Source organism: Micromonospora sp. NPDC018662 (assembly GCF_044391475.1).
Taxonomy (GTDB): domain Bacteria; phylum Actinomycetota; class Actinomycetes; order Mycobacteriales; family Micromonosporaceae; genus Micromonospora.
The window spans coordinates 1-24,893 of record NZ_JBISAC010000006.1 but is presented as its reverse complement, the minus strand read 5'-3'; the positions used below and the strand labels follow the sequence as shown (position 1 = coordinate 24,893).

At 75.1% G+C, this 24,893-nt stretch carries 25 protein-coding genes; 19 read left to right on the top strand and 6 right to left on the bottom strand.

Annotation, left to right across the window (positions count from 1 at the left end; genetic code table 11):
* Window positions 1-64 precede the first annotated feature (64 nt).
* Window positions 65-2,014 carry a BTAD domain-containing putative transcriptional regulator gene (locus ACH495_RS18960; RefSeq protein WP_396859037.1) on the bottom strand — a complete coding sequence of 650 codons (1,950 nt, stop codon included), beginning with the start codon at window positions 2,012-2,014 and terminating at the stop codon, window positions 65-67.
* A 104-nt stretch (window positions 2,015-2,118) separates the two neighbouring features.
* Between ACH495_RS18960 and ACH495_RS18955 the strand changes: the two genes are divergently transcribed.
* Window positions 2,119-2,997, top strand: coding sequence for an alpha/beta fold hydrolase (locus ACH495_RS18955; protein WP_396859036.1), 879 nt, complete (start codon window positions 2,119-2,121; stop codon window positions 2,995-2,997).
* 53 nt (window positions 2,998-3,050) lie between these two features.
* On the opposite strand, the gene helR is transcribed toward ACH495_RS18955, so the two are convergent.
* Window positions 3,051-5,198 carry an RNA polymerase recycling motor ATPase HelR gene (helR, locus tag ACH495_RS18950; protein ID WP_396859035.1) on the bottom strand — a complete coding sequence of 716 codons (2,148 nt, stop codon included), beginning with the start codon at window positions 5,196-5,198 and terminating at the stop codon, window positions 3,051-3,053.
* Between the two features lie 390 nt (window positions 5,199-5,588).
* Between helR and ACH495_RS18945 the strand changes: the two genes are divergently transcribed.
* From ACH495_RS18945 to ACH495_RS18905, 9 genes are all read left to right on the top strand, one after another.
* Window positions 5,589-6,365, top strand: a complete 777-nt coding sequence (locus ACH495_RS18945; RefSeq protein WP_396859034.1) for a cyclase family protein — start codon at window positions 5,589-5,591, stop codon at window positions 6,363-6,365.
* A gap of 29 nt (window positions 6,366-6,394) precedes the next feature.
* Window positions 6,395-7,888 (top strand): AMP-binding protein, encoded by a 1,494-nt coding sequence (locus tag ACH495_RS18940; RefSeq protein WP_396859033.1) that lies wholly within the window; start codon window positions 6,395-6,397, stop codon window positions 7,886-7,888.
* 1 nt (window position 7,889) lies between these two features.
* Complete coding sequence (locus ACH495_RS18935) at window positions 7,890-8,153, top strand: acyl carrier protein (protein ID WP_396859032.1); 264 nt, start codon at window positions 7,890-7,892, stop codon at window positions 8,151-8,153.
* A 2-nt stretch (window positions 8,154-8,155) separates the two neighbouring features.
* On the top strand, window positions 8,156-9,196 hold the full coding sequence (locus ACH495_RS18930) for an anthranilate phosphoribosyltransferase (protein ID WP_396859031.1): 1,041 nt from the start codon (window positions 8,156-8,158) through the stop codon (window positions 9,194-9,196).
* Entirely contained in the window at window positions 9,189-10,028 is an 840-nt protein-coding gene (trpA, locus tag ACH495_RS18925) for a tryptophan synthase subunit alpha (RefSeq protein ID WP_396859030.1), read from the top strand. The genes ACH495_RS18930 and trpA overlap by 8 nt, the downstream gene beginning before the upstream one ends.
* Window positions 10,006-10,380, top strand: a complete 375-nt coding sequence (locus tag ACH495_RS18920) for an ectoine synthase (RefSeq protein WP_396859029.1) — start codon at window positions 10,006-10,008, stop codon at window positions 10,378-10,380. The genes trpA and ACH495_RS18920 overlap by 23 nt, the downstream gene beginning before the upstream one ends.
* A gap of 61 nt (window positions 10,381-10,441) precedes the next feature.
* On the top strand, window positions 10,442-11,581 hold the full coding sequence (locus tag ACH495_RS18915) for an acyl-CoA dehydrogenase family protein (protein ID WP_396859028.1): 1,140 nt from the start codon (window positions 10,442-10,444) through the stop codon (window positions 11,579-11,581).
* Window positions 11,582-11,584: 3 nt separating this feature from the next.
* The gene (locus ACH495_RS18910) at window positions 11,585-12,247 is read left to right on the top strand and encodes a hypothetical protein (protein WP_396859027.1); all 663 of its coding nucleotides are present in this window, start codon (window positions 11,585-11,587) and stop codon (window positions 12,245-12,247) included.
* Window positions 12,248-12,280: 33 nt separating this feature from the next.
* Window positions 12,281-12,979 carry a hypothetical protein gene (locus ACH495_RS18905; RefSeq protein WP_396859026.1) on the top strand — a complete coding sequence of 233 codons (699 nt, stop codon included), beginning with the start codon at window positions 12,281-12,283 and terminating at the stop codon, window positions 12,977-12,979.
* Between the two features lie 130 nt (window positions 12,980-13,109).
* On the opposite strand, the gene ACH495_RS18900 is transcribed toward ACH495_RS18905, so the two are convergent.
* Complete coding sequence (locus ACH495_RS18900; protein ID WP_396859025.1) at window positions 13,110-14,030, bottom strand: BTAD domain-containing putative transcriptional regulator; 921 nt, start codon at window positions 14,028-14,030, stop codon at window positions 13,110-13,112.
* Window positions 14,031-14,727: 697 nt separating this feature from the next.
* Window positions 14,728-15,606, bottom strand: coding sequence for a glucose-1-phosphate thymidylyltransferase RfbA (gene rfbA / locus ACH495_RS18895; protein ID WP_396859241.1), 879 nt, complete (start codon window positions 15,604-15,606; stop codon window positions 14,728-14,730).
* A 176-nt stretch (window positions 15,607-15,782) separates the two neighbouring features.
* Between rfbA and rfbB the strand changes: the two genes are divergently transcribed.
* On the top strand, window positions 15,783-16,781 hold the full coding sequence (gene rfbB / locus ACH495_RS18890) for a dTDP-glucose 4,6-dehydratase (protein ID WP_396859024.1): 999 nt from the start codon (window positions 15,783-15,785) through the stop codon (window positions 16,779-16,781).
* Window positions 16,782-16,835: 54 nt separating this feature from the next.
* On the top strand, window positions 16,836-17,615 hold the full coding sequence (locus tag ACH495_RS18885) for an SDR family NAD(P)-dependent oxidoreductase (RefSeq protein WP_396859023.1): 780 nt from the start codon (window positions 16,836-16,838) through the stop codon (window positions 17,613-17,615).
* Window positions 17,616-17,687: 72 nt separating this feature from the next.
* Here the strand turns inward: ACH495_RS18885 and ACH495_RS18880 are convergent, their stop codons facing one another.
* Window positions 17,688-18,647 (bottom strand): aromatase/cyclase, encoded by a 960-nt coding sequence (locus ACH495_RS18880; RefSeq protein WP_396859022.1) that lies wholly within the window; start codon window positions 18,645-18,647, stop codon window positions 17,688-17,690.
* Between the two features lie 30 nt (window positions 18,648-18,677).
* On the bottom strand, window positions 18,678-19,463 hold the full coding sequence (gene fabG, locus ACH495_RS18875; protein WP_396859021.1) for a 3-oxoacyl-ACP reductase FabG: 786 nt from the start codon (window positions 19,461-19,463) through the stop codon (window positions 18,678-18,680).
* A 194-nt stretch (window positions 19,464-19,657) separates the two neighbouring features.
* Here fabG and ACH495_RS18870 point away from each other — a divergent pair, with 194 nt between their 5' ends.
* The 7 genes from ACH495_RS18870 to ACH495_RS18840 form a co-directional block, all read left to right on the top strand.
* Entirely contained in the window at window positions 19,658-20,011 is a 354-nt protein-coding gene (locus tag ACH495_RS18870) for an antibiotic biosynthesis monooxygenase family protein (RefSeq protein ID WP_396859020.1), read from the top strand.
* Entirely contained in the window at window positions 20,008-21,276 is a 1,269-nt protein-coding gene (locus ACH495_RS18865) for a beta-ketoacyl-[acyl-carrier-protein] synthase family protein (protein ID WP_396859019.1), read from the top strand. Before ACH495_RS18870 ends, ACH495_RS18865 begins: the two co-directional genes overlap by 4 nt.
* Window positions 21,273-22,481, top strand: a complete 1,209-nt coding sequence (locus ACH495_RS18860; RefSeq protein WP_396859018.1) for a ketosynthase chain-length factor — start codon at window positions 21,273-21,275, stop codon at window positions 22,479-22,481. Before ACH495_RS18865 ends, ACH495_RS18860 begins: the two co-directional genes overlap by 4 nt.
* Before the next feature lie 34 nt (window positions 22,482-22,515).
* Window positions 22,516-22,773: an acyl carrier protein gene (locus ACH495_RS18855; protein ID WP_396859017.1), complete on the top strand. Its 258-nt coding sequence runs from the start codon at window positions 22,516-22,518 to the stop codon at window positions 22,771-22,773.
* Window positions 22,774-22,806: 33 nt separating this feature from the next.
* Window positions 22,807-23,241 (top strand): SnoaL/DnrD family polyketide biosynthesis methyl ester cyclase, encoded by a 435-nt coding sequence (locus tag ACH495_RS18850; protein WP_396859016.1) that lies wholly within the window; start codon window positions 22,807-22,809, stop codon window positions 23,239-23,241.
* 70 nt (window positions 23,242-23,311) lie between these two features.
* Window positions 23,312-24,154 carry an SDR family oxidoreductase gene (locus ACH495_RS18845; RefSeq protein WP_396859015.1) on the top strand — a complete coding sequence of 281 codons (843 nt, stop codon included), beginning with the start codon at window positions 23,312-23,314 and terminating at the stop codon, window positions 24,152-24,154.
* 23 nt (window positions 24,155-24,177) lie between these two features.
* Window positions 24,178-24,893: NmrA/HSCARG family protein (locus ACH495_RS18840; protein ID WP_396859014.1), on the top strand; the 716-nt coding region annotated here is incomplete at its 3' end.

Below are 24,893 nucleotides of genomic sequence, written 5' to 3'. Positions count from 1 at the left end.
GACCGGCAGCCCCCGGGGCGGCGGTCCGGCGCGGCCGAGGGCCCGCGTCCGCCCGCGACCGCGCTCATGCGGACCGGAGCGCGGCGTCGAGCCGGGCGAGGTGCGCGGCGACCGGCCCGGCGGTGAGCATGCCGCTGCCCGCGCCGGCCAGCTCGTGCGCCGCCGGGGTGAGCGCGGCCCGGGCCCGCCGCATCGCGGCCCGGTCGTCGAGCGCCACCGCGGCCCGGCCGGTGAGGCACCACAGCGCTTCGAGCAGCAGGTCGGGCGGGGGCGCGGGGGTCCGGCGCAGCGCGGCGGCGGCGTCGGCGGGGCGGTCCGCGGCGAGCAGGAGCAGCGGGCGGGCCCACGGCGCGTACGGGCCCCAGTCGGTGTCGTCGGGGAAGTCGGCCGGCAGGTCGTGCCACACCCGCAGGCACAGCAGCGCCAACGGGAGCAGGCCGCGCTCCACGCCGGGCATGCCGCAGCCGGCCAGCCGGGGCGCGGCCGACCGGTAGGCGGCCTCGGCCCGCGGGTACGGCGCGCCGGCCGCCGCGGTCCGCATGGCCCGGTACCAGGTGGTGAACACGCCGGTGAGCGGGGACTCGTGCCGGGCGGCGAGCCGGTCCGCGGCGTCCGCGTGCGCGTCGGCGCCGGCGAAGTCGGCGAGCGCGCCCCGGGCCTGCATCCGGATCAGGTGACCGAGGATCTCGACCGGGGCCAGGCCGTGCCGGGCGGCCAGCGCCACCAGTTCCGCACCGGTCGCGTCCCGGTCGGCGGCCAGCCCGGCGCGGTGGAACGTCTGGAGGAACACGCCGTTGAGCGCCTGGGCCAGCAGCGCCGGGTCGGCCAGCCGCCGGGCCACCGCCTCGGCCTCCCGTGCCGCCCCGGGCCCCCGCGTCGACGACAGACCCCGCGACTCGACCGCGACGGTGGCGAGCAGCCGCGCCCGGGTCGTCTCCGGCGCGTCCGGGCCCAGGCCGGCGAGTGCCCGTTCCGCCGCCGTCACCACCCGGGCCGCGTGCTCCGGGTCGTCCGACCGGGTCCAGATCGCCGGCACGTCGTAGCCGCCGATCACCCGCGCGGTGAGGTCCGGGTCGCCGAGCTGCTCGGCCGCGTCGATGGTCGCCAGTCGCTGGTCGCGGGCCGCGACCAGGCCGCCCGGCCCGGTCACCGCGAGGCTGCGCAGCAGGCCGACGGTGGACTCCAACCGGGCCCGCGCGCCCGGCACCACGCTGCGCTCGTACGCCGCGGCGGCCTCCGCCCAGACGTGCGCCGGACCGGCCGGCTCCGGGTCGGCCTGGCGTAACAGGTCGGTCTCCAGCCGGCGCAGCCGCGGGCCGGGGTCCAGGCCGAGTTGGTCGCGCAGCAGCTCGCGGGCCCGGCGCAGGACCGCGAGCGCGTCGGCCTGCCGCCCGGCGCGGTAGAGCGCCAGCGCCAGCAGCCGCCAGCCGTCCTCCCGCCACGGGTGGTCCGCGACGTGGGCGTCCAGATCCGGTACGGCGTCGGCGGCCCGCCCGAGCGTGAGCAGCGCCTCGGCCCGCCGTTCCACAGCGGTCAGCCGCACCTGGTCGAGCCGGGCGCGTTCGGCGTGCGCCCACGGCCGGTCGACGTCGGCGTACCCGGGCCCGCGCCACAGGGCCAGCGCCGCGTCGAGCCGGTCGAGCGCGGGCCGGGGGAGCGCGTCGGCGGCGTCGGTGACCGCGGTCTCGAAGCGCCAGGCGTCGACCGTGTCGGGGGCGGCGCGCAGCGCGTACCCCGGTCCGTCGGTGACCAGCAGCCGGGCCGGCTGCCGTGGCGGACGGTGCGGTTCCAGACCGCGGCGCAGCGCCGCCACGAACGTGCGGACCGCGCCGACCGCGCCGACCGGCGGGTCGTCCCACAGGTCCTCGACGAGGTGCCCGACCGGCACCACCCGACCTCGGGCCACGACCAGCCGGGCCAGCACCGCGCGGTGCCGGGGACCCCTGAGGTCGACCGGCGCGCCGGTGTCGTCCCAGGCCGTCACCGGACCGAGCACACCGACGCTGACCTGCACCGACCGTCCCCTCTCCGACCGGGCCACCGTACCGCGCTCATCGGTTGCTCATCCGGCGCGGCGACGCTGGTCGGGCACCAGTTGAGCGGAGAAAGGAACGACCGATGACCTCCACCATCGCCGGATTCGACACGCGACGGGTCACCGTCGCCGACGGCGTGGCGCTGCACGTGGCCGTGGGCGGCGCCGGCCGCCCGATCGTGCTGCTGCACGGCTTCCCGCAGACCCACCTGATGTGGCGGCACGTCGCCGCCGACCTGGCCGCCGACCACACCGTCATCTGCCCGGACCTGCGCGGCTACGGGGCCAGCGACAAGCCGGCCGCGCGCGACGAGGACACGTACGCGAAGCGGACCATGGCCGCCGACGTGGTGGCGCTGGCCCGGGCGCTCGGCCACGAGCGGTTCGCGCTGGCCGGCCACGACCGGGGCGCCCTGGTCGCGGTCCGCGCCGGCCTCGACCACCCGGACGCGGTCACCCACCTGGCGTCGCTGGACGTCCTGCCCACCCTCGACATGTGGGAGGTGCTGCACGGCGCGTCCGCGTCGGTCGCGTTCCACCTCTACCTGATGGCGCAGCCGCCCGGCCTGCCCGAGCGGATGATCTCGGCCAGCGCGGACGACTTCTTCGGGCACTTCCTCGACGCCTGGGGCAGCGACCCGGCGGCGATCCCGGCCGACGTGCGCGCCGAGTACCTGCGGGCCTCCCGGGAGGCGGTCGACTCGATCGTCGCCGACTACCGCGCGTCGGCCGGGATCGACGTCGCGCACGACCGGGCGGACCGGGCGGCCGGGCGGCGGCTGACCATGCCGGTCACGGTGGTCCAGCAGGACTGGGGCGCGACGCTCGGCTACGACGCGGCGGCGCTGTGGCGGGCCTGGGCCCCGGACCTGGAGCACCGCACCACCTCCGCCGGGCACTTCCTGGCGGAGTCGGCGCCGGCCGAGGTCAGCGCCGCGCTGCGCGCGCTGCTGGCCCGCTGACGGCGGACGGGCGCCGGCGGCGGGACGGCCCGTCGCCGCCCCGCCGTCGGCGCTCAGCCGAGCACCACGAGCTGCCGGGTCGCCCGGGTCATCGCGACGTAGCGGTCCACCGCGCCCTCGACGCCGTCGCCGAACGCCGCCGTGTCGACGAGTACGACCAGGTCGAACTCCAGCCCCTTGGCCAGCTCCGGGGTCAGCGACCGGACCCGGGCCGAGGCCGGGTACGCGGGCTCGCCGATGACGCAGGCGGTCCCCTCGGGGTGGGCGGCGAGCCAGTCGTCCACCACCGCGGCCAGCTCCGACCGGTCGCCGTACCGCACCGGCAGGTCGCCGGTGCGGATGGACGTCGGCACGTTGGCGTCCGGGAGGATGGCCCGGATGACCGGTTCGGCCGCGGCCATGACCTGCGCCGGGGTGCGGTAGTTGACGGTCAGCGAGGCCACCGTGATCCGGTCGAGACCGGCCCGTTCCAGCCGCTCCCGCCAGGACTCGGTGAACCCGTGCCGGGCCTGGGCCCGGTCGCCGACCACGGTGAAGCTGCGCGACGGGCAGCGCGACAGCAGCATCTGCCACTGCGCGTCGGTCAGCTCCTGCGCCTCGTCCACCACCACGTGCGCGAACGGGCCGGCCAGCAGGTCCGGGTCGGCGACGGCGAGCACGCTGGAGTCGACCAGGCTGGTCCGCATGTCCTCGCCGCGCAGCATGGTCATCAGGCCCTCGCCGTCGTCGTAGGCGTGCGTGGCGATCAGGGCGTCGACGACCGTGTCCATCCGCTCCCGCTGCGCGGCCAGGGCCGCGGCGTTGCGGCGTCGCCGCCGGGCGGCCGCCGGGTCGCCGACCCGCTGCCGCGCCGCGTCCAGCAGCGGCAGGTCGGCGACCGTCCAGGCGCGGGCGTCGGCACGGCACAGCGTACGGATCTCGTCGACGCTCAGCCACGGGGCGCACCGGCGCAGGTAGGCCGGCACCGACCAGAGGTCCGCCACCACGTCGGCCGGGTCGAGCAGCGGCCACGCCCGACCGAACGCGGTGGCCAGGTCCCGGTTGCCGGCCAGTGACCGCCGGACCGCGTGTTCCGGCCCGTCGCCTCGGTAGCGCTCCAGCAGGATGGTGAGCAGCTCCTCCCACACGTCGTCCCGCGCCTCGTTGTGCGGGGCGCCGGGCCCGGCCGCCGTGAACGCGTCCGCCCAGTCGTCGGCGGTCAGGCGCAGCTCGGCGTCCTCGACGCCGACCGTCATCCCGGTCGTCGGCGGCTCCTCGTAGAACCGCACCGCCGCGTCGACGGCCCGGACCAGCTCCGCGGACGACTTCAGCCGGGCCACCGCCGGGTCGGTCTCGGCCGTCGCCGCCGCGCCCTCCGGCACCAGGTCGCGCAGCGTGCAGATCTGCACGTCCTCCTCGCCGAGGCTGGGCAGCACGTCGGCGACGTAGCTCAGGTAGGGCTGGTGCGGGCCGACGAACAACACGCCGCCCCGGCGCTCACCCAACCGCGGGTCGGCGTGCAGCAGGTACGCGGTGCGGTGCAGCGCGACCACCGTCTTGCCGGTGCCCGGCCCGCCGTCGACCACCAGCGTGCCCCGGGACCCGGCCCGGATGATGGCGTCCTGGTCGGCCTGGATGGTGCCGAGCACGTCCCGCATCCGGGCCGACCGGGTGTCGCCCAGGCTGGCGACGAACGCGGACTGGTCGTCGAGCGCGGCGTGCCCGGCCAGCCCCTCCGCGGTGAACACCTCGTCCCAGTAGTCGGTGATCCGGCCCCGCGTCCAGCGGTACCGGCGGCGGCTGGCCAGCCCCATCGGGTTGGCGTGGGTCGCGCCGAAGAACGGCTCGGCGGCCGGGGAGCGCCAGTCCAGCAGCAGCCGGCCGCCCGCGCCGTCGGTGAGACCGAGCCGGCCCACGTACACCGGGTCGGTGCCGTCCGCCCCGACCATCCGGCCCAGGCACAGGTCCAGGCCGTACCGGCGCAGGGTCCGCAGCCGCGCGGCCAGCCGGCGGATCTCCTGGTCCCGGTCGACGGCCTGCCGGCCCTTGCCGCCCGCGGCCCGGCGCTCGGCGTCGAGCCGGTCGGACAGCTCGGCGACCGACCGGCGCAGGCTCTCCCCGATGGTCGCGAAGTGCCGCTCGTCGGCGGCGATCAGGCCGGGATCGGCCTTCGCGGACAGGCGCTCGGGAAGGTCGAAGACACTGGTGGCGGATTGACTCACGAAATCAGCTCCGATCTGCGGCCGGGCGGTCGGCCGGTGGGCGGCATCGCTGGTGGCGGGCCGGTCCGGGCGGACGCGGGCACGACCCGTCCGCCGCTCCTCGCGGCCGTGTTCCAGGGAAGGGGAATCGCTTCGGCCGGCCATTCTGCGCCCCCACCGGGGCCTTGCCGCAAGACCCGGGGTCCGCTATATGGTGGTGGTGGCGGGGGACGCGTGTCCCCGCCTTTTCTCTCGGGCCGATCCGCCATCGCGAGGCCCTCCGCCACGCCCGCGCCGTCCCGGCGTCACCCGACCGCGCCCCGGCGGAGGCCGTGACCCCGGCCGTCCACCCGGCTTCCAACGCCCCTCGAGCCCGCACCGCGACCGTGGACGGGAGCCGAGGAGGTAACTGTGCGGATCATCGACCTGTCGTCGCCGATCGACGCGTCGGCGTACGAGCCGGACCCGGTCGGGCACGAGGTGCTCAGCCCGCGCGAGGGCGCGCTGCACATGAGCGCGGAGATGCGCGAGCACTTCGGGCTGGAGTTCGACCCGGACGTGCTGCCCGACGGCGAGTTCCTCTCCCTGGACCGGCTCACGCTGACCAGTCACACCGGCACCCACGTGGACGCCCCCTCCCACTACGGCAGCCGGGCCGGGTACGGCGACGGGGTGCCCCGGCACGTCGACCAGTTGCCGCTGGAGTGGTTCCACCGGCCGGGGCTGGTGCTGGACGTGGCGCGCGACGAGCCCGGCGTGATCGGGGTGGCGGACCTGGAGAAGGAGTTCGCCCGCATCGGCCGCCGGCCCGAGCCGCAGGACATCGTGCTGCTGCGGACCGGCGCGAGCGCCTGGGCCGGCACCGCCCGCTACTTCACCGACTTCGTCGGCCTCGACGGGCCGGCGGTGCACCTGCTGCTCGACGCCGGCGTCCGGGTCATCGGCACTGACGCGTTCAGCCTCGACGCCCCGTTCCCGACGATCCTGCGGCGCTGGCAGGAGACCGCCGACCCGGCGGTGCTCTGGCCCGCGCACGTGGCCGGCCGGGACCGGGAGTACTGCCAGGTGGAACGCCTGGCGAACCTGGAGGCGCTGCCCCCGTACGGATTCCGGGTGGTCTGTTTCCCGGTGCGGCTGGTGGGGGCGGGGGCCGGCTGGACCCGGGCCGTCGCGCTGCTGGACGAGTGAGCGCCGTGCCGACCCGGAGAGGACCCGCCATGACCGCGCCTTCCGCCCTGGTGGACAGCGTCGCGCGCACCGCCCGTACCCATCCCTGGCTGACCGCGCTGGTCTGGCGCGACCGGACGGTCAGCTACGGCGACCTGGTCGACCTGGCCGCGGCGGCCCACGACCGGCTGGCGGCGCTCGACCTGGCCGACGACGAGCCGGTGGGCGTGCTGGCCGAGAAGTCGCCGGAGGCGGTGGCCACCATCCTCGGCGTGCTGCGCGCCGGCCGGCCGTTCCTGCTGCCCGCCGCCAGCCTGCCGTCGGCGACGTTGCGCGAGCTGTTCGGCCAGGCCGGCTGCCGGCACGTGCTGTCGCCCCGGGACACCCTGCGGCTGCCCGACGTGCCGGCCGGCCGGGTTCCACCCGGCACCTCGTTCATGCTGACCACGTCCGGCTCCACCGGCCTGCCGAAGGTCGTCCCGCTCGACGCCGCGGCCGTGGACCGGTTCGTCGGCTGGGCCGGGGACCGGTTCGGTATCGGCCCCGGGGTGCGGGTGCTCAACTACGCGCCGCTCAACTTCGACCTCTGCCTGCTGGACGTCTGGACCACGCTGGGCCGGGGCGGCACGGTGGTGCTGGTCGACCCGGACCAGGCGTTGCAGCCGGCGGCGCTGGCCGACCTGGTGGCCCGGGAACGGGTGTCGGTGGTGCAGGCGGTGCCGATGCTGTTCGGCCTGCTCGCCGGCCCGGACGCCGGCCCGTCCGCCGCCGCCGGCGACACCCGCGTCTTTCCGCACGTCGAGCACGTCATCTTCACCGGCGACACGATGCCGGCCCGGCTGCTGCGCCGACTGCCGACCGCGTTCCCGTCGGCGCGCCTCTACAACCTGTACGGCTGCACCGAGACCAACGACAGCTTCCTGCACGAGGTGGACCGCACGGGCCCGCTCGACGGGCCGGTGCCGCTGGGCGAGCCCCTGCCCGGGGTGGACGCCGCGGTGGTCGGCCCGGACGGGGCGCTCGTCGACGGACCGGGCGCCGGCGAACTGTGGGTGCGTACCCCGTTCCAGAGCGGCGGCTACCTGGGCGCCGCCGCGGCCAGCGGCCGGTTCGGCCCGGACCCGTCCGGCCGGCCGGGACCGGCCTGGTACCGCAGCGGGGACCTGGTCCGCCGGGACGCCGACGGGCGGCTGTTCCTGGTCGGCCGCGACGACCACCGGGTGAAGGTCCGCGGTGTCGGCGTGGACCTGGCCGAGGTGGAGCAGACGCTGCTCGACCACCCCGACGCGGCCGACGCCGTGGTGCTCGCGGTGCCCGACGCGCTGGTCGGGTCGCGGCTGCACGCCGTGGTCCACCGCCGGCCCGGCACCGGTCTGAACAGTCTCGGCCTGCGCCGGCACTGCGCCGGGGTGCTCCCGCGCGGCGCCATCCCGGAGACGGTCCGCGTGGTCGACGCCCCGTTCCCCCGTACCTCCACCGGCAAGGTCGACCGCCTCGCGGTACGGCAGGCACACCTCACCAGCGGCCTCCCGGAAGGAGCCTGAGTTGCAGCACGCACCGGTCATCGCCCAGTTCATCGTCGAGGAGTTCCTGCCCGACGTACCGCCCGGCGAGCTCGACGTCGACCTCGACCTGATCGACAACGGGGTCGTCGACAGCCTCGGCCTGCTCAAGGTGATCGCCTGGTTGGAGGAACGCTTCGGCATCGCCGCCGACCAGGTGGAACTCGCGCCGGAGCACTTCCGTTCGATCCGCGCGATCGACGCGTTCCTGGCCCGTGCCGGGGCCGAACCGGCCGAGGCGAAGTAGACGTGCACCCGGCGATCACCGCGCTGCTCGCGCCGCGCCAGCCGGTCGGCCTGCCGGTGTGGCGTTCCCTCTGGGACGCGCTGCACGCCGGCACGCTCCGGCGCGGCGAGGCGGTGGCGTTGCTGGCCTCGCTCGCCACCAGCCCACCGGACGCGGACACGGCGGAGGCGCTGCTGGACTCCCTGAACGAGCGGCGCCCGCCGGTGCGGCCGGTGCCCGGCGGGTGCGTCAACGTCGTCGGCACCGGCGGTGGTCCCCGGACGTTCAACGTGTCCACCGCGGCGGCGTTCGTGGCGGCGGCGACCGGCCTGCCGGTGGTGAAGACGGGCGCCCGCACCTACAGCGGCGGGCGGGGCTCGTTCGACCTGTTGGAGCTGCTCGGCATCCCGCTCGCGTCCGGCCACGACGACGTCGAGGAGGCGTTGGACCGGCACGGCCTGGCGTTCGCCGGCTACTTCGTCTACCCGGCGGAGCTGGCGTTGCTGGCCCGCGCCGTCCTGCCGCTGCAACTGCGGGAGATCGGCCGCTTCGTCAACGTGCTGGGGCCGGTCCTCGCGGCGGCGCCGGCGACCGCGCAGCTCACCGGCGTCTCCGACCCCGGCGTGCTGGACCTGCTGCGCCGGCTGGCCGCCCGGCGGGGCGGCGCCCGGGTCTGGTTCTGCACCAACGACGTCGGTGCGGACGAGCTGACCGGCTTCGCGGACGACGTGCTGCACCCCGCCGACGGACCGCCCGTCCGCCTGGCCGACCTCGGTCTGCCCGACGTGTCGGGCAGCCTGGCCGACCTGCGTCCCCCACCGCCCGGCACGGATCCGGTGGCGGACTTCCACGACGTGCTGGCCGGCCGGCGTGGCCCCGTCGCCACCCACGTGGTCTGCCTCAACGCCGCCGCCATGCGGGTGGTGGCGGACCCGGCCACCCGGTGGCCGGACGCCCTGGCGGCGGCCCGGGAGGCGGTCGCCTCGGGTGCCGCGTCGGACCTGCTCACCCGGATGCGCGCGGAGCGGTCCGGGCGGCGTCGGGCGGTGGCTGCCGGTGGCTGACTTCTTCGCCGGCCGTCGCGGCGCCGAGCCGGGCCTGGCGGTGTTCCTCACCGCCGGCGACCCGCCCGCCGACCGGCTGACCGGGCTGGTCGAGCTGCTCGACGAGCGGGGCGTCGACTGCCTGGAGCTGGCGGTGCCGTTCCCGGACTCGGTCACCGACGGGCCGGTGCTGCGCCGGGCCGCCGACCGGGCGCTGCGCCGGGGCACCGACGCCGACGGGGTGCTCGCGTTCGTGGCCCGGGTCCGGCCGCGGCTGCGCCGGCTGCGGATCGCGCTGCTGGCCGACTGGCGGCACACCGTGCGCCCCGCCGGGGAGCGGACCTTCGTCCGCCGGGTCGCCGACGCCGGCGCGGACGGGCTGCTGGTGCACGCGTTGCCGCCCCGGCTGCGCACCGCGCACCTGGCGCACGCCGCCGACGCGGGCCTGCCGGTGGTGACCACCTGCTACGCCACCTCGCCGGCGCCGGTGCGCGCCGCCGCCGCCCGGGACGCCGGCGCCTACGTCTACCTCGTCGCCGCCTACGGCCGCAGCGGGACCGCGCCGGAGCACGGGTACGCCGCGCTGCGCGCCGCCGTGGACGGGCTGCGGGCCGCCGGCCCCGCCCCGATCGCGGTCGGCTTCGGCGTACGGAACGCCGCGGACGTGCGGCAGATCGGCGCGGCCGGCGCGGACGCCGCCGTCGTCGGAACCGCCGCGGCGCTGGCCGTCGAGCGGGCCGAACGGACCGGTCAGGATCTGCTGGCCGGGTTCGACACCTTCCTGCGATCAATGGCGATCGTCAGCCGACCTTCACAGAAGGGACAGACCGATGATCATCCGGGAACTGGGTGAGGTGACCACGGTGGACTGGGGCAACGGCCTGAGCCGGCGGTTCCTGCTCGAATCGGACGGCATGGGTTACACGATCACGGACACCACCGTGCGGGCCGGCACGATGGCCCGCCTCCAGTACCGCCGCCACCTCGAGGCGTGCTACTGCATCGAGGGCGAGGGCAGCGTCATCGACCTGGCCGGCAACACCTATCCGATCCGGCCGGGCGTGATGTACGCGCTGGACAAGCACGACGCGCACTGCCTGGTCGCCGCCCCGGACAGCGACCTGCGCCTGGTGTGCGTGTTCACCCCGGCGTTGCACGGCGGCGAGCAGCACAGCATCGACCCGGACGGCTTCTCGCAGTACTGACCGGCGCGCGCCGTCCGGCGCCCGCGTACCGACCACGACCAGACCTCGTTGGAGTCAGCCAGTGATCTCATGGACCGCTGACCAGGACGCCCTGCGAAACGGTCTGGCGCCCTGGCTCCACGTGCTCAACGACGAGCACGTGGAGCTGGACGCCCGGGCCGAGTTCCCCCGCGCCAAGTGGGAGGCGGTCCGGCGTACCGGCCTGCTCGGCCTCCCGATCGGGGAGCGCTGGGGTGGCCTCGGGCAGGATCTGCCCACCACCATGTACGTCCTGGAAGGGCTCGGCGAGGGCTGCCGGGACGCCGGGCTCAACTTCTCCGTCACCACCCACCTGGTCAGCACCGGCATCGCGGTGCAGCGCTTCGGCTCGCCCGCGTTGCGTGACCGCTACCTGCCCGACGTCGCCTCGGGCGCGGTGATCGGCGCGCACGCGATCACCGAACCGGACAGCGGCTCCGACGCCCTGGCCATGCGGACCCGGGCCGTCCGCGACGGCGACCACTTCGTGCTCACCGGCCAGAAGGCGTTCGTCAGCAACGGCCCGGTCGCCGACGTCGTGGTCGTCTACGCCCGCACCTCCGAGGGGGGCGGCCCGCTGGGCGTCACCGCCTTCCTGGTCGAGCGGGACACGCCGGGTCTGGTCGTCGGCCCGCCCACGGCCAAGATGGGGCTGCGGACCTCACCGTTCGGGGAGCTCTACCTCGACGGCGCGCGGGTGCCGGCGACGAACGTGGTCGGCGCCGTCGGCGGCGGCTTCCTCGTGCTCGACCACGTGATGAAGTGGGAGATCCTCTGCGGCTTCGCGGTCAACGCCGGCGAGATGCGGGCCCGCGTCGACCGCTGCCGGGAGTACGCCCGCGGCCGGACCCAGTTCGGCCGCCCGATCGGCACGTTCCAGGCGGTCGCGCACCGGATCGTGGACATGGAGATCGGGGTACGCACGGCGCGGGCGCTGCTCTACGACGCGGCGGCCCGGATGGCGGCCGGCGCCACCGTCACCACCGACATCGCGGTGGCGAAGGTGGTGGCCAGCGAGGCGAACCTCGCCTCGGCCCTGGCCGCGGTGCAGATCTTCGGCGGCAACGGCTACACCACGGAGTACGGCGTCGAGAAGGAGCTGCGCAACGCGGTCGCCGGCACCATCTACTCCGGCACCTCGGAGACGCAGCGCAACCGCATCGCCGCCATGCTGGGGCTCTGACCGGTGCCACTGGTCAAGGTCTGCGGGGCGGGTACGACGGCGGAGGTGGCGCTGCTGCGCGCCCTCGGCGTCGACCTGGTGGGCGTCTGGTGCGGGGTGGCGGGCGGCGCGCGTGACCTGCCGGTCGGGCGGGCCGCCGCGCTGGTGCGCGACGGCGCCGTCGCGGGCGGCCCGCGCCCGGTGCTGGTCACCACGCTCGGCGACGGCCACCGGATCGGCGAGCTGCTCCGGCGCACCGGCGCGGACTGGGTGCAGCTGCACGGCTGGCAGCCACCCGCGCTGGTGCGCCGGCTCAAGGCCGAGGCCGACCCGACAGTGGTCAAGGTGCTGCACGTGCGGGACGGGCGCTGTCCGGAGGCGCCGCTGGTGCCGGCGTACGAGCGGGCCGGCACCGACCTGTTCCTGCTGGACGCGCTGGGCGCGGACGGTCGCGTCGGCAGCACCGGCACCACGATCGGGGTGGCCGACGTGCTCTCCGTGGTGGCGCGGTGCAGCCGCCCGTTCCTGCTGGCCGGTGGCATCGCCGCGGGCCACCGCGGGGGGTACGACGCGGTGGTCGCGCATCCGCTCTTCCGCGGGGTCGACGTGGACAGCGCGGCCCGTGGCGCGGACGGCCGGTTCGACGGTCGGCGGGTCGCGGCGTTGGTGGCCGCCTGGGGAACGTGAGCACCGGCCCCGGCCGGGGGAGGGGAGTGAGGCATGAGCAGCGACTTCCGTACCGCCCTGCGGGACGCGCGACGGCCGGTGGTGATGGAGGTGAAGCGGCGGAACGCGGCCGGGTCGGACCTCTTCGGCGGCCGGTCCGTGGCCCGGATCGTCGCCACCTACGAGCGGGCGCAGGCGCCCTGCCTGTCGGTGGTCACCGGGCGCTGGTTCGGCGGCACCCCGGAGCTGCTGCGCGAGGTGCGGTCGCTGACCGACCGGCCGTTGCTGCAGAAGGACTTCATCACCGGTCGCCGGGACCTGGACCGGGCGGTGGCGCTGGGCGCCCAGGCGGTGCTGCTCACCGCCCGCCTGCTGGCCCGCTCCACCCTGGACGCGCTGGTGGCCGCCGCCGTGGAGCGGGGCCTGACGCCGTTCGTGGAGGTCGCGACGCGGGCGGAGATCCGGTCCGTGCCCCGGCCGCAGGAGTGCGTGGTCGCGGTCAACAACGCCGACATCGGCGACCGCGAGCGCGGCGGCGGCGACCTGCGGCGCAGCCTGGACCTGCTGGACGAGGTGGCGGCGACCGGCACCGACTGCCCGGTCAGCGCCAGTGGCATCGACGGTCCGGCGGGCGCGGCCCGGCTGCTGCGCGCGGGCTACCGGGGACTGCTGATCGGCACCGAGTTGCTGCGGGCCGGCGACGACCTGCCGCGCTGGCTGGCGGCGTTCGAGCACCACCGCGCGCGGCAGTGACCGGCCGGCGGGCCGGTGCGGTCGGGCGCGGTCCGGTCCGGTCCGGTGGGACGTGGCGGCGCGGAGGCCGGCGACGCGCCGCGGGCGGGCCACCGCGGCCGGCCCGTGACGCGGGCCGGCCGGGTGGGGGTCACGCGGATCGGGCCTGCGCCCAGCGCGCCTCGCGGGCCGGGAGGGGCACCGTGGCGTGGCGCCGGATGCCGGTCAGGGTGTCGGTGCCGGGCGGGTTCAGCGCGGGGTCGCCGGCGAGGATGGCGCGGTGCAGCTGTTGCAGTTCCCCGCACGGGTCCACGCCGAGTTCGTCGACGAGGGTCTCGCGGGTGCGGTGGTAGACGTCCAGCGCCTCCGACCGCCGGCCGGCCCGGTGCAGCGCCAGCATCAGTTTGCTCTGGAACCCCTCGTGGGTCGGCTGACGGGCGGTCAGCCCGGTCAGTTCGCCGAGCAGCTCGTGGTGCCGGCCCAGGCGTAGGTCCGCCTCGATGCGCAACTCCAGTGCGCTCTTGCCGATCTCGTCCAGGCGCAGCGCCTCCACCTGGAGCAGCGGGCCCGGGTTGACGTCGACGAGCGCGGGGCCCTGCCAGAGCCCGAGCGCCTCGCGCAGCGTCCGGGCGGCGGTCTCCACGTCACCGTGCTCCAGCTCCGTCCGGCCCCGTTGGGCCAGTTGCTCGAAGCGCAGCGAGTCGAGCGTCTCGGGACGCAGGCAGAGCATGTAGCCGCCGGCGTACGTGCGCAGGACCTCCTTCGGCGCGCACCCGCTGGGCACCGGGCCGGTCGACGACGCGAAGCCACCGTGCAGGTGCTTCCGCAACTGGTAGACGTAGGTCTGCAGGGTGGTGGTCACGCTGGGCGGCGGTTGGTCCTCCCACAGTTCTTCAATCAGCAACTGATTGGGCACCACGCGATTAGCGTGCACGGCCAACAGCGCCAGCACCCTTCTTGTCTTGGGGGCGGTAGGAGTCGCGTCGTTTCCATCAATGGACACCGACAGTGGGCCCAGCAAATTGATCTGCACGTGTGCGTCCTTCTCCTGCGAATTCGGCGTCAGCGGCATTTCGCCTTGTCATTCGTCGGGATCGGTACCGTCGTCCAGGGGCCTCCTCCGAAACTGTGGCGGAGCCGATCGGGGATTCCAGACAGCGGCGGTCGCCGAGCCGGCCGGTGACGGCCCTCGGCGACCGCCGCACCCATTTCCGTGTGTCGGCGGATCAGTTTTCGGTGGGCACGGAACGGTGCCGGGCGGCGCGGCCGGGGTCCCCGCGCCGAAACCGGCGCACCTGGCTGCCACCCATGTGAGCTGCACCTGTCACGGCCTGGGCCGCGTCGTCGTTCCGCCGCCGGCGCGGTTCGCCGGTCATGGTGGGGCGGGGACGGATCGGCCCTAGGGGACTATTGCACGGGGAGACAATTGCGTTGCCGGAAAGTTGGCGAAGGCAATCAAAATAGACCCCCCATTTCAAGTCCCCGCGGTCCGGAACTGGCCACATCGTATGCACACGTCTACACGATGCGCAAGCGGTACCTAACCTTGAGTTACCTTCCATCGACGCTCGAGTCGATCTCGTGGGGAAGTGTAGGGGTTGCCTTCGGCGGGCCGTGACGGAAAGTGACGCCGCTATGGATCGAAGGCGCTGGTCAGGTCGCCCGACCAACTCCGAAGCCGGTCGAGACTGTCGTCGGATAATGGCTACGCATTGTCGCGCGCGAATCAGTGAGCAGTCTTCACGAATGCCCCTACGTGCCGGCCGGGCTCAGATCGGGCCGGGCAGCCCGTCGAGCAGGCGCAGCAGGTACTGGCCGTACCCGCTGCGCAGCAGCGGCTCGGCCAGCCGGCGCAGTCCGTCGTCGTCGATCAGGCCGGCTCGCCACACGGTCTCCTCCAGACAGCCGATCTTGAGGCCCTGACGGGCCTCCATCACCCGGACGAACTCGGCCGCCTGCATCATCGACTCGACGTTCCCGGTGTCCAGCCACGCCGTGCCGCGGGCCAGCACGGTGACGGACAGCTCCGCCAACTGCCGGTACGCCTCGTTCACCGCGGTGATCTCCAGCTCCCCACGGTCGCTCGGCTTGAGTTCCCGGGCGATGTCCACCACCCGGGAGTCGTAGAAGTACAGACCCGGCACGACGTACCGCGACCGGGGCCGGTCCGGCTTTTCCTCGATCGACAGCACCCGCCCGGATTCGTCGAACTCGACCACCCCGTACTCGTGCGGATCGGCCACCGGATAGGCGAATATGCGGGCCCCGGTCGGACGGTGCCGCATGGCGAGTTGGCGGCCCAGGCCGGGGCCGTAGAAGATGTTGTCCCCGAGCACGAGCGCCACCGGCCCGCCGTCGATGAACCGTTCCCCGATGAGGAACGACTGGGCGACCCCACCCGGATGCTCCTGCACCGCATACTCCAGGCGCAGCCCGAACTGGCTGCCGTCGCCGAGCAGCCGCACGAACTGCTCCCGGTCCTCCGGGGCGGTGATCACGAGGATCTCCCGGATCCCGGCCATCACCAGCGTGCACAGCGGGTAGTAGACCATCGGCTTGTCGAAGATCGGCACCAGTTGCTTCGACACCCCGCGGGTGATCGGCCACAGGCGGCTGCCGGTGCCGCCCGCCAGCAGGATGCCGCGCAGCGGTTTCCCGTTCGGCATGGTCGGACCTCCTCGTCGGTCGGGCCCCGCGCTCCGTCGCGGGACCCGGCCACTGTCGACCGCCGTCCTGGTAGCCGGGTCGACGGCCGGTCGCGGCCGGACCGAACGGCGATCCGGTCTCCACCGGCGCTCGAGCCCGCCCGCCTAACCTCGCCGCCATGGATCACCTGCTGGTCACCGGCGGCGCGGGCTTCATCGGCGCGAACTTCGTACGGCGGGCGCTCGCCACCCGCCCCGGACTGCGGATCACCGTCCTCGACGCGCTCACCTACGCCGGCAACCGGGCCAGCCTCGCCGACGTGGCGCACCGGATCCGGTTCGTGGTCGGCGACGTGGCCGACCGGGAACTCGTCGACCGGCTGGTCCGGGAGACCGACGCCGTCGTGCACTTCGCCGCCGAGTCGCACGTCGACAACTCGCTGCGCGACCCGGGCACGTTCCTGCGGACCAACGTCGAGGGCACCTTCAGCGTGCTGGAGGCGGTCCGGCGACACGACCGCCGGCTGCACCACGTCTCCACCGACGAGGTCTTCGGCAGCCTCCCGGGCGAGGGCGGCCAGCGGTTCACCGAGCTGAGCCGCTTCGACCCGTCCAGCCCGTACTCGGCCACCAAGGCGGCGTCCGACCTGCTGGTGGGCGCGTGGGTCCGCTCGTACGGGGTGCGGGCGACGATCTCGCACTGCGCCAACAACTACGGCGCCTACCAGAACGTGGAGAAGTTCCTGCCCCGGCAGATCACCAACGTGCTGCGCGGCCGGCGTCCGCGCCTCTACGGTTCCGGCGCCAACGTGCGGGAGTGGACGCACGTCGACGACCACAACGACGCCGTGCTGCTGATCCTGGCCGCCGGCGTGGTCGGCGAGACGTACCTGGTCGGCTCCGGCGCCGAGTGGAGCAACCGGGACCTGCTGGCGCTCACCCTGCGGATGCTGGGCCGGCCGGCGGACGACTTCGACACCGTGCCGGACCGTCCCGGGCACGACCTGCGCTACGCCTGTGACAGCGGCAAGATCCGGCGCGAGCTGGGCTGGCGACCCCGGCACCCGGACCTGCCGGCCGGCCTGGCCGCCACCATCGACTGGTACCGCCGCAACGAGTGGTGGTGGGGCCCGCAGAAGGCGGCCACCGAGCGGCGCTACGCGGCGGCCGGACGCTGACCCGTCCGGCGCCGGCCCGAGCCGGCCTCGAGCGGCGCTCCCTACCGTGTCGACATGACTGACTCCAGCGCAACGACCGGCCGTCCGGATCCGCCCCGCGGGGTGGTGGTGACCGGCGGTGGCACCGGCATCGGCCGGGCCACCGCCCACGCCTTCGCCGACCGCGGGGACCGGGTGCTCGTGGTGGGCCGCTCCGAGAACACCCTGGCCGAGACCGCGAAGGGCCGCGACGGCATCCACGTCCTCCCGGTCGACCTCGCCGACCCGGCCGCGCCGGACGCCATCGTGGAGACCGCGGTGCGCGAGTTCGGACGGCTCGACGTCCTGGTGAACAACGCCGCCACGGCCGGTTTCGACCAGCTCGGCGCCCTCGACCCGGCCGTGGTCCGGGCCGAGGTGACCACCAACCTGCTCGCGCCGATCCTGCTCACCCAGCGGGCCGTGGAGCCGCTGGCCGCCGCCGGCGGCACGGTGGTCAACATCAGCTCCGCCGGCTCGCTCGGCCTGCGCGCCATGCCCGGCAGCGGGGTGTACGCGGCGACCAAGGTGGGACTGGACGCCCTCACCCGCACCTGGGCGGTCGAGCTGGCCCCCCGGGGCGTCCGGGTGGTGGCGGTGGCCCCCGGGCTGGTCGACACGGAGGTCGCGGTCCGCGCCGGCATGCCCCGCGAGGCGTACGACGAGTTCCTGGCCTCGATGCTGCCGCGCATCCCGTCCGGGCGCGTCGGCGTGCCCGAGGACATCGCCTGGTGGGTGGTGGCCCTCACCGAGCCGGGCGCCCGCTACGCCAACGGCGTGGTGGTCGCCGTCGACGGCGCCCTGTCGGTCACCTGAACCGGCCGGCGACGTGCGAACGCCGGAGGGCGTGACCCGTGCGGGTCACGCCCTCCGGCCGGTGCCCCGGTCTCACGACCGGGTGGCCATCCGCCTGCCCTCGGCGTACTCCTTGGCGGCGTACATGGTGGCGGTGCTGTTGCGCCCCAGCGCACCCCGCACGTAGGTGCGGGCGTCGCCCAGCGTGGCCCGCTCGCCCAGCACGCCGGGCACCGCGTCGGGGATCAGCACCACCCGGTGGGTGGAGGTGACCACCGCGCCGTCCTCGTACGCCTCGACCAGCCACTGCCCGGTGTGCACGGACATCAACGCCGGCGTGCGCAGCTGCTTGTAGACGATCCGCCGGTGCGGGAAGCAGACCCGCACCGACCGGGTGGTGTGGGTGGCGCCGTCGGGGGTGCGGGTGTCCATCTCGAGCAGTTGCACCCCCGGAGTGTCCTCGGTGAGCGCGACGCGCGCCACGTGCGGCAGCCGGCGGTCCCAGTGCCCGGCCTCGTTCAGGAAGTCGTAGACGTCGCGGGGGTCCCCGTTGACGTGCACCACGTCGTCGAAGGCCAGGAACCGGCCGTCGCCGTCCGCCGGCGACTCGACGGCGGTGCGCAGCGCCGCCAGCTCGGACCGGCTGTTGCGGTCCACCGCCTGGTGGATCCAGGCGGTGGACGCCGGATCGTCGCCGACGGCCCGGAAGTCGTGGGTGAGGCGGACCAGGCACCGGCCCGCGCCCGCCGGCTCGATGATCCACTCCCCGCCCATCTCGGCCACCGGCGGCGCGGAGACCTCCTGGCGGAAACGCACCCGGCGGCCCGCCGGGTCGAGGTCACGGCGGGAGGTCCAGCCCTTCACCGTCTCGTTGGCGGTGGCCCAGATCCGGATGACCTCCGTGGTCCGGCCCTGCTCGACGTGTTCCACGTGCACGGTGGGCGGGAAGACGAGGGGCCAGCGGCTCACGTCGGCGACCAGGTCGTAGACGGTCTGGGCGGGGGCGTCGACCACCTCGCGGTGCTCGGTGTGTTCCGGGGGCGGCTTGCTCACGCGGTCCTCCTTCGGTGGGCGGGGCGGGGATCAGTAGTTGCCGAGACCGCCGCAGACGTTTATCGCCTGCGCGGTGATCGGGGCGGCGGGGTCGGTGACCAGGTAGCCGACCAGGCCGGCCACCTCCTCGGGGGTCGAGTAGCGGCCGAGCGGGATCTTCGCCTCGAAGCGCTGGAGCACGTCGTCGGTGGTGGTCTCCCAGAAGGCGGCGTAGCCGTCGCGGACCCGCTGCGCCATCGGGGTCTCCACGTAGCCGGGGCAGACCGCGTTGACGGTGACGCCCGACTTGGCCAGTTCCAGGCCGAGGGCCTTGGTGAAGCCGACCACGCCGTGCTTGGACGCCGAGTAGGGCGCGCCGTAGACGACCCCCTGCTTCCCGCCGGTCGAGGCGATGTTCACCACCCGGCCCCAGCCGGCCGCCAGCATCCCGCCGGCCGTCAACACCTCCCGGGTGACCCGGAAGACACTGTTCAGGTTCGTCTCGATCACGTCGTCCCACAGCTCGTCGGCGATCGAGGCGGTGGCCCCGCCGCCGCTGCGGCCGGCGTTGTTCACCAGGATCCCGAGCGGCCCCCAGGCGTCGACCGCGGCGTGGACCAGCGCCGACACCGCCGCGCGGTCGCGGACGTCGGCGCCGGTGCCGCGTACCTCCAGGCCCTTGTCCCGCAGCTCGCCCGCGGTGCGGTCGACCGCCGCCGCGTCCCGGGCGCAGATCCAGACCCGGTGCCCCTGCTCGGCGAGCGCCCTGGTCACCGCGAGTCCGATCCCGCTGGTCGCGCCCGTGACGAGCGCGACCGCACCGTTCTGCCCTGGCATTCCGTGTCTCCTCACGTCGACGTGCACGGTGCGGCCGAGCGTGCCAGCGGCCGCTCGAGGGTCTCTCGACGTCCGCGCCGGCACGCCCACTTCCAGCCAGGTTCAAGGCAGATGCGACCCCGGCCGGGGACGGTCGACACCACGACCACGGCAGCCGCGGATCGCGGTTCGAGGACATGGGGAGTGAGTGGGACATGCGGGCAGGCGAGTCGGACCCGGCCGACCGGGACGCGGTTGTCTTCGTCAACCGGTTCACGGTGCACGCGCCAGCGGAGGACTTCGAACGGACCTTCTCCGAGACGTCGGAGTTCATGGCGGGCCGGCCCGGCTTCGTCGCGCACACCCTGGTCCGGCACGTCGGGCAGCCCGGCGCGTACGTGAACGTCGCGTACTGGCGGGACGAGGAGTCGTTCCGGCGGGCGCTGGCGGACCCGGGCTTCGCGCCGCACGCGGCGGCGCTACGGGCGCTGGCCACCAGCGAGCCGAACCTGTACCGGCCGGTGCTGCGCCGGGACGCGGCCCGGGCCGGCGCGGGGGACACCCGATGACCCGACGCGCGGTCATCACCGGCATCGGCGTGCTGGCCCCCAGCGCCACCGGCAAGAAGTCGTTCTGGGACCTGCTGGCCAGCGGCCGTACCGCCACCCGGCGGATCTCCTTCTTCGACCCGACGCCGTTCCGGTCGCAGGTGGCGGCCGAGTGCGACTTCGACCCGATCCGGGACGGGCTGTCCCACCAGCAGGCGCGGCGGATGGACCGGGCCGCGCAGTTCGCGGTGGTGGGCACCCGGGAGGCGCTCGCGGACAGCGGGCTGGACCTCGCGGTCGCCGACCCGTCGCGACTCGGCGTGGTGATCGGCAGCGCGGTCGGCGCCACGATGAGCCTGGAACGGGAGTACGTCGTGGTCAGCGACGGCGGCGCCAAGTGGCTGGTGGACGAGGACCACGCCGTGCCGCACCTGTTCGACTACCTGGTGCCCAGCTCCATCGCCCGCGAGGTGGCCTGGGAGGTCGGCGCGGAGGGGCCGGTGTCGCTGGTCTCCACCGGCTGCACCTCCGGCCTGGACGCGGTCGGGCGGGCCGCCGAGCTGGTGACCGAGGGCGCCGCCGACGTGATGATCTGCGGCGCGACCGACGCGCCCATCTCACCCATCACCATGGCCTGCTTCGACGCCATCAAGGCCACCACCCCGCGCAACGACGACCCGGCGACCGCGTCCCGCCCGTTCGACCGCACCCGCAACGGGTTCGTGCTGGGCGAGGGGTGCGCGGTCTTCGTCCTGGAGGAGCGGGAGCACGCGCGCCGGCGGGGCGTGACCGGGTACGCCGAGGTCGCCGGCTTCGCCTCCCGGGCCAACGCCTACCACATGACCGGCCTGCGACCGGACGGCGTCGAGATGGCCGAGGCGATCCGGGCCGCGCTCGGGCAGGCCCGGACCCGGCCGACCGCTGTGGACTACGTCAACGCCCACGGCTCCGGGACGAAGCAGAACGACCGGCACGAGACCGCGGCGGTCAAGCGCAGCCTGGGCGACCACGCGTACGCCACCCCGGTCAGCTCGATCAAGTCGATGATCGGCCATTCGCTCGGCGCGATCGGTTCTCTGGAGATCGCGGCGTGCGCGCTGGCCATGGAGCACGGCCTGGTGCCGCCGACGGCCAACCTGCACGAGCCGGACCCGGAGTGCGACTTGGACTACACGCCGCTGCGGGCCCGCGAACGCCGGGTCGACACCGTGCTCAGCGTGGGCAGCGGCTTCGGCGGGTTCCAGAGCGCGATGGTGCTGCGCCGCCCGGATCGGGCCGGCACGTGACCGCCGCGGTGATCACCGGCCTGGGCGTGGTGAGCCCGGCCGGGCTGGACGCCGAGGCGCACTGGGCGGGACTGCTCGCCGGCCGGTGCGCGATCGGGCCGCTGACCCGGTTCGACGCCAGCGGCTACACCAGCCGCCTCGCCGGTGAGGTGCCGCCGTTCGACCCGTCCGACCACCTGCCCGGTCGGCTGCTCCCGCAGACCGACCACATGACCCGGCTGGCCCTGCTCGCGGCCGACGCCGCGCTGCTGGACAGCGGGGTCGAGGTGGCCGCGTCGGGCGGGTTCGGGGTGGGCGTGGTGACCGCCAGCAGCGCCGGTGGGTTCGAGTTCGGCCACCGGGAGCTGGAGAAGCTGTGGAGCCGGGGGCCGGAGCACGTCAGCGCGTACCAGTCGTTCGCCTGGTTCTACGCGGTGAACACCGGCCAGGTCTCGATCCGGCACGGCCTGCGCGGGCCGAGCGGGGTGCTGGTCACCGAGCAGGCGGGCGGGCTCGACGCGCTCGGGCAGGCCCGCCGGCACGTCCGGTCCGACCTGCCGGCCGTGGTCAGCGGCGGGGTGGACGGCTGGCTGTGCCCCTGGGGCTGGGTGGCGCACCAGGCCAGCGGCCTGCTCAGCCGGCACACCGATCCGGCCCGCGCGTACCTGCCGTTCTCCCCGGATGCCGCCGGCTACGTGCCGGGCGAGGGTGGCGCGCTGTTCGTGGTGGAGTCCGCGGCGCACGCCGGGGCGCGCGGCGTCCGCCACCGGTACGGCGTCGTCGCCGGCTACGCCGCCACGTTCGACCCGCCGCCGCGCTCCGGCCGGGAGCCGACGTTGCGGCGGGCGATCGAGGCCGCGCTGGACGACGCCGGCGTGGCCCCGGCCGACGTGGACGTGGTGTTCGCCGACGCGGTGGGCCTGCCCGAGGCGGACGCCGTGGAGGCGGCGGCGCTGGCCGCCGTGTTCGGCCCGGACGGCGTGCCGGTCACCGCGCCGAAGACGGCCACCGGGCGGCTCGGCGCGGGCGGCGCGGCGCTGGACGTGGCCACCGCGCTGCTCAGCATCCGGGACGGGGTGATCCCGCCGACCGTCAACGTGGCCGCGCCGGCGCCCGCGTACCGGCTGGACCTGGTGCGGACGCCGCGCGCCGCGCGGGTGCGCACCGCGCTGGTGGTGGCCCGCGGGCAGGGCGGCTTCAACTCCGCGCTCGTGCTCACCGCCTGACCGGATCGTCGAACGACCCCTGCGAGGAGGAGAGATGACCACCCTGGACCTGCCGACCCTCAAGGACATCCTGCGCGAGTGCGCCGGTGAGGACGAGGACGCCGAGCTGACCGGCGACATCCTCGACGTGCCCTTCGCCGACCTCGGCTACGACTCGCTGGCCCTGCTGGAGACCGCCGGGGTGATCCAGCGCCGCTACGGCGCGCGGCTGCAGGACGACGCGGTCACCCAGGCGCAGACGCCGCGGGCGCTGCTCGACCTCGCCAACCAGGCCCTGACCGGCCCGGCCTGACCACCCGTCCACGACAGACCGAGGAGGCAGCGGATGAGCAGAAACATCGACGCGGTACGCCGGATGGTGGCGGCGTACAACACCGGACAGACCGACGACGTGGCCGAGTACATCCACCCCGACTACCTGAACCCGGCCTCGCTGGAGCACATGGACCTGCGCGGGCCGGAGGCGTTCGCGATGGCCGTCAAGTGGCTCCGGATGACCTTCTCCGAGGAGGTCCGCCTGGAGGAGATCCGCTACGAGGAGCGGGGCGACTGGGTGCGCGCGTACCTGGTCCTCTACGGCCGTCACGTCGGGAACCTGGTCGGCATGGAGCCGACCGGACGCCGGTTCTCCGGCGAGCAGATCCACCTCATCAAGCTCGTCGACGGCAAGATCCGCGACCACCGCGACTGGCCCGACTACCTGGGCACCTACCGGCAGCTCGACGAGCCCTGGCCGACCGCCGAGGGCTGGCGGCACTGACCCGACGTTCCCGCCGCCGGGGACCGGCCCGGTCCCCGGCGGTTCCTGTCCCGAGCGAAAGGAGCAACCGATGATCCTGGTCACCGGCGCGACCGGAAAGGTGGGTGGGCACGTGCTGGCCCGCCTGCGGGAGGCGGGCCGGCCGGTCCGCGCCCTCAGCCGCGACCCGGCGCGGGCCGGGCTGCCGGCCGACGTCGAGACCGTCGCCGGCAGCCCGGCCGACGTCGACGCCGCCACCGCGGCGCTGACCGGCGTGGACGCGGCGTTCGTCTGCCTGGTGGGCGACGTGGAGCCGCAGGCCCGGGCGTTCGCCGAGGCGATCCGCCGGGTCGGCGGCGTGCGTCGGGTGGTGCTGCTCTCCTCGTCGGCGGTGCTGCACCCGGTGCGGCACCGGATCGGCGACGAGCACCGGGCCGCCGAGGAGGCGATCGGCGCCGCCGCGCCGGACGCGACGCTGCTGCGGCCGGGCCCGTTCCACACCAACGCGTTGTGGTGGGCGAAGACGATCCGCGAGCGGGGACTGGTCCGCTGCCTGGTCGGCAACACCCCCGGCGCCCCGGTGGACCCGGACGACCTGGCCGAGCTGGCGGTCACCGCGCTGACCGGGGACGGGCACGCCCGCCGCCGGTACGAGGTGACCGGCCCCGAGGTGCTCACCTCCGCGGAGCAGGCGCGGGTGCTCTCCGACGAACTCGGCCGCGAGCTGGCCTTCGAGGTGGCGAGCCGGGACGAGGTGGTCGCCATGTTCGCCGGCATCACCGGTGACCGGCCCGCCGCCGAGTCGAACGTGGCGGCGCTGCACAGCCCCGACGTCCCGTGGGGACGCACCACCGACACGGTCGAGCGCCTGCTCGGCCGCAAGCCCCGGACGTTCCGCGAGTGGGCCGCCGCGAACGCCCACCTGTTCCGATGACGACCTCCGGGAAGGAACCGTCGATGCCCGACGACCGCACCATCCTCGTCACCGGCGCCACCGGCACCCAGGGCGGCGCCACCGTGCGGGCCCTGCTCGACCGGGGGCGGCCGGTGCGCGCGCTGGTCCGCGACCCGGACGGCGACGCCGCCCGGGCGCTCGCCGCCCGGGGCGTCTCGCTGGCGCGCGGCGACCTGACGGATCCGGCGTCGCTGCGGGCCGCCATGGCCGGCGTGCACGGCGTCTTCAGCGTGCAGACGTTCATGGCCCCCGGTGGGCTGGGGGCGGAGGTCCGCCAGGGGCGCGCGGTCGCGGACGCGGCAGCCGCCACCGGGGTACGCCACGTGGTCTACAGCTCGGTCGGTGGCGCGGACCGGTCCAGCGGGGTGCCGCACTTCGAGAGCAAGTGGGCCATCGAACGGCACCTGCGCCGGGTGGGGGTGCCCACCACTGTGGTGCGGCCCACCTTCTTCATGGACAACTTCCTCGGGTTCGGCCCGGAGGTGGTCGACGGTGCGCTGGTGGTCCGGCTGGCGCTCGCGCCGTCGACGCGGGTGCAGCTCGTCGCCGCGGAGGACATCGGCCGGCTGGCCGCGACCGCGTTCGACGAGCCGGACGAGTTCGTGGGACGCGCGATCGAGCTGGCCGGCGACGAGCTGACCGGACCGGAGATGGCGCAGCGCTTCGGCGCCGCGGCCGGGCTGCCGGCCCGGTTCGAGCAGCTGGACCTGGCCGAGGT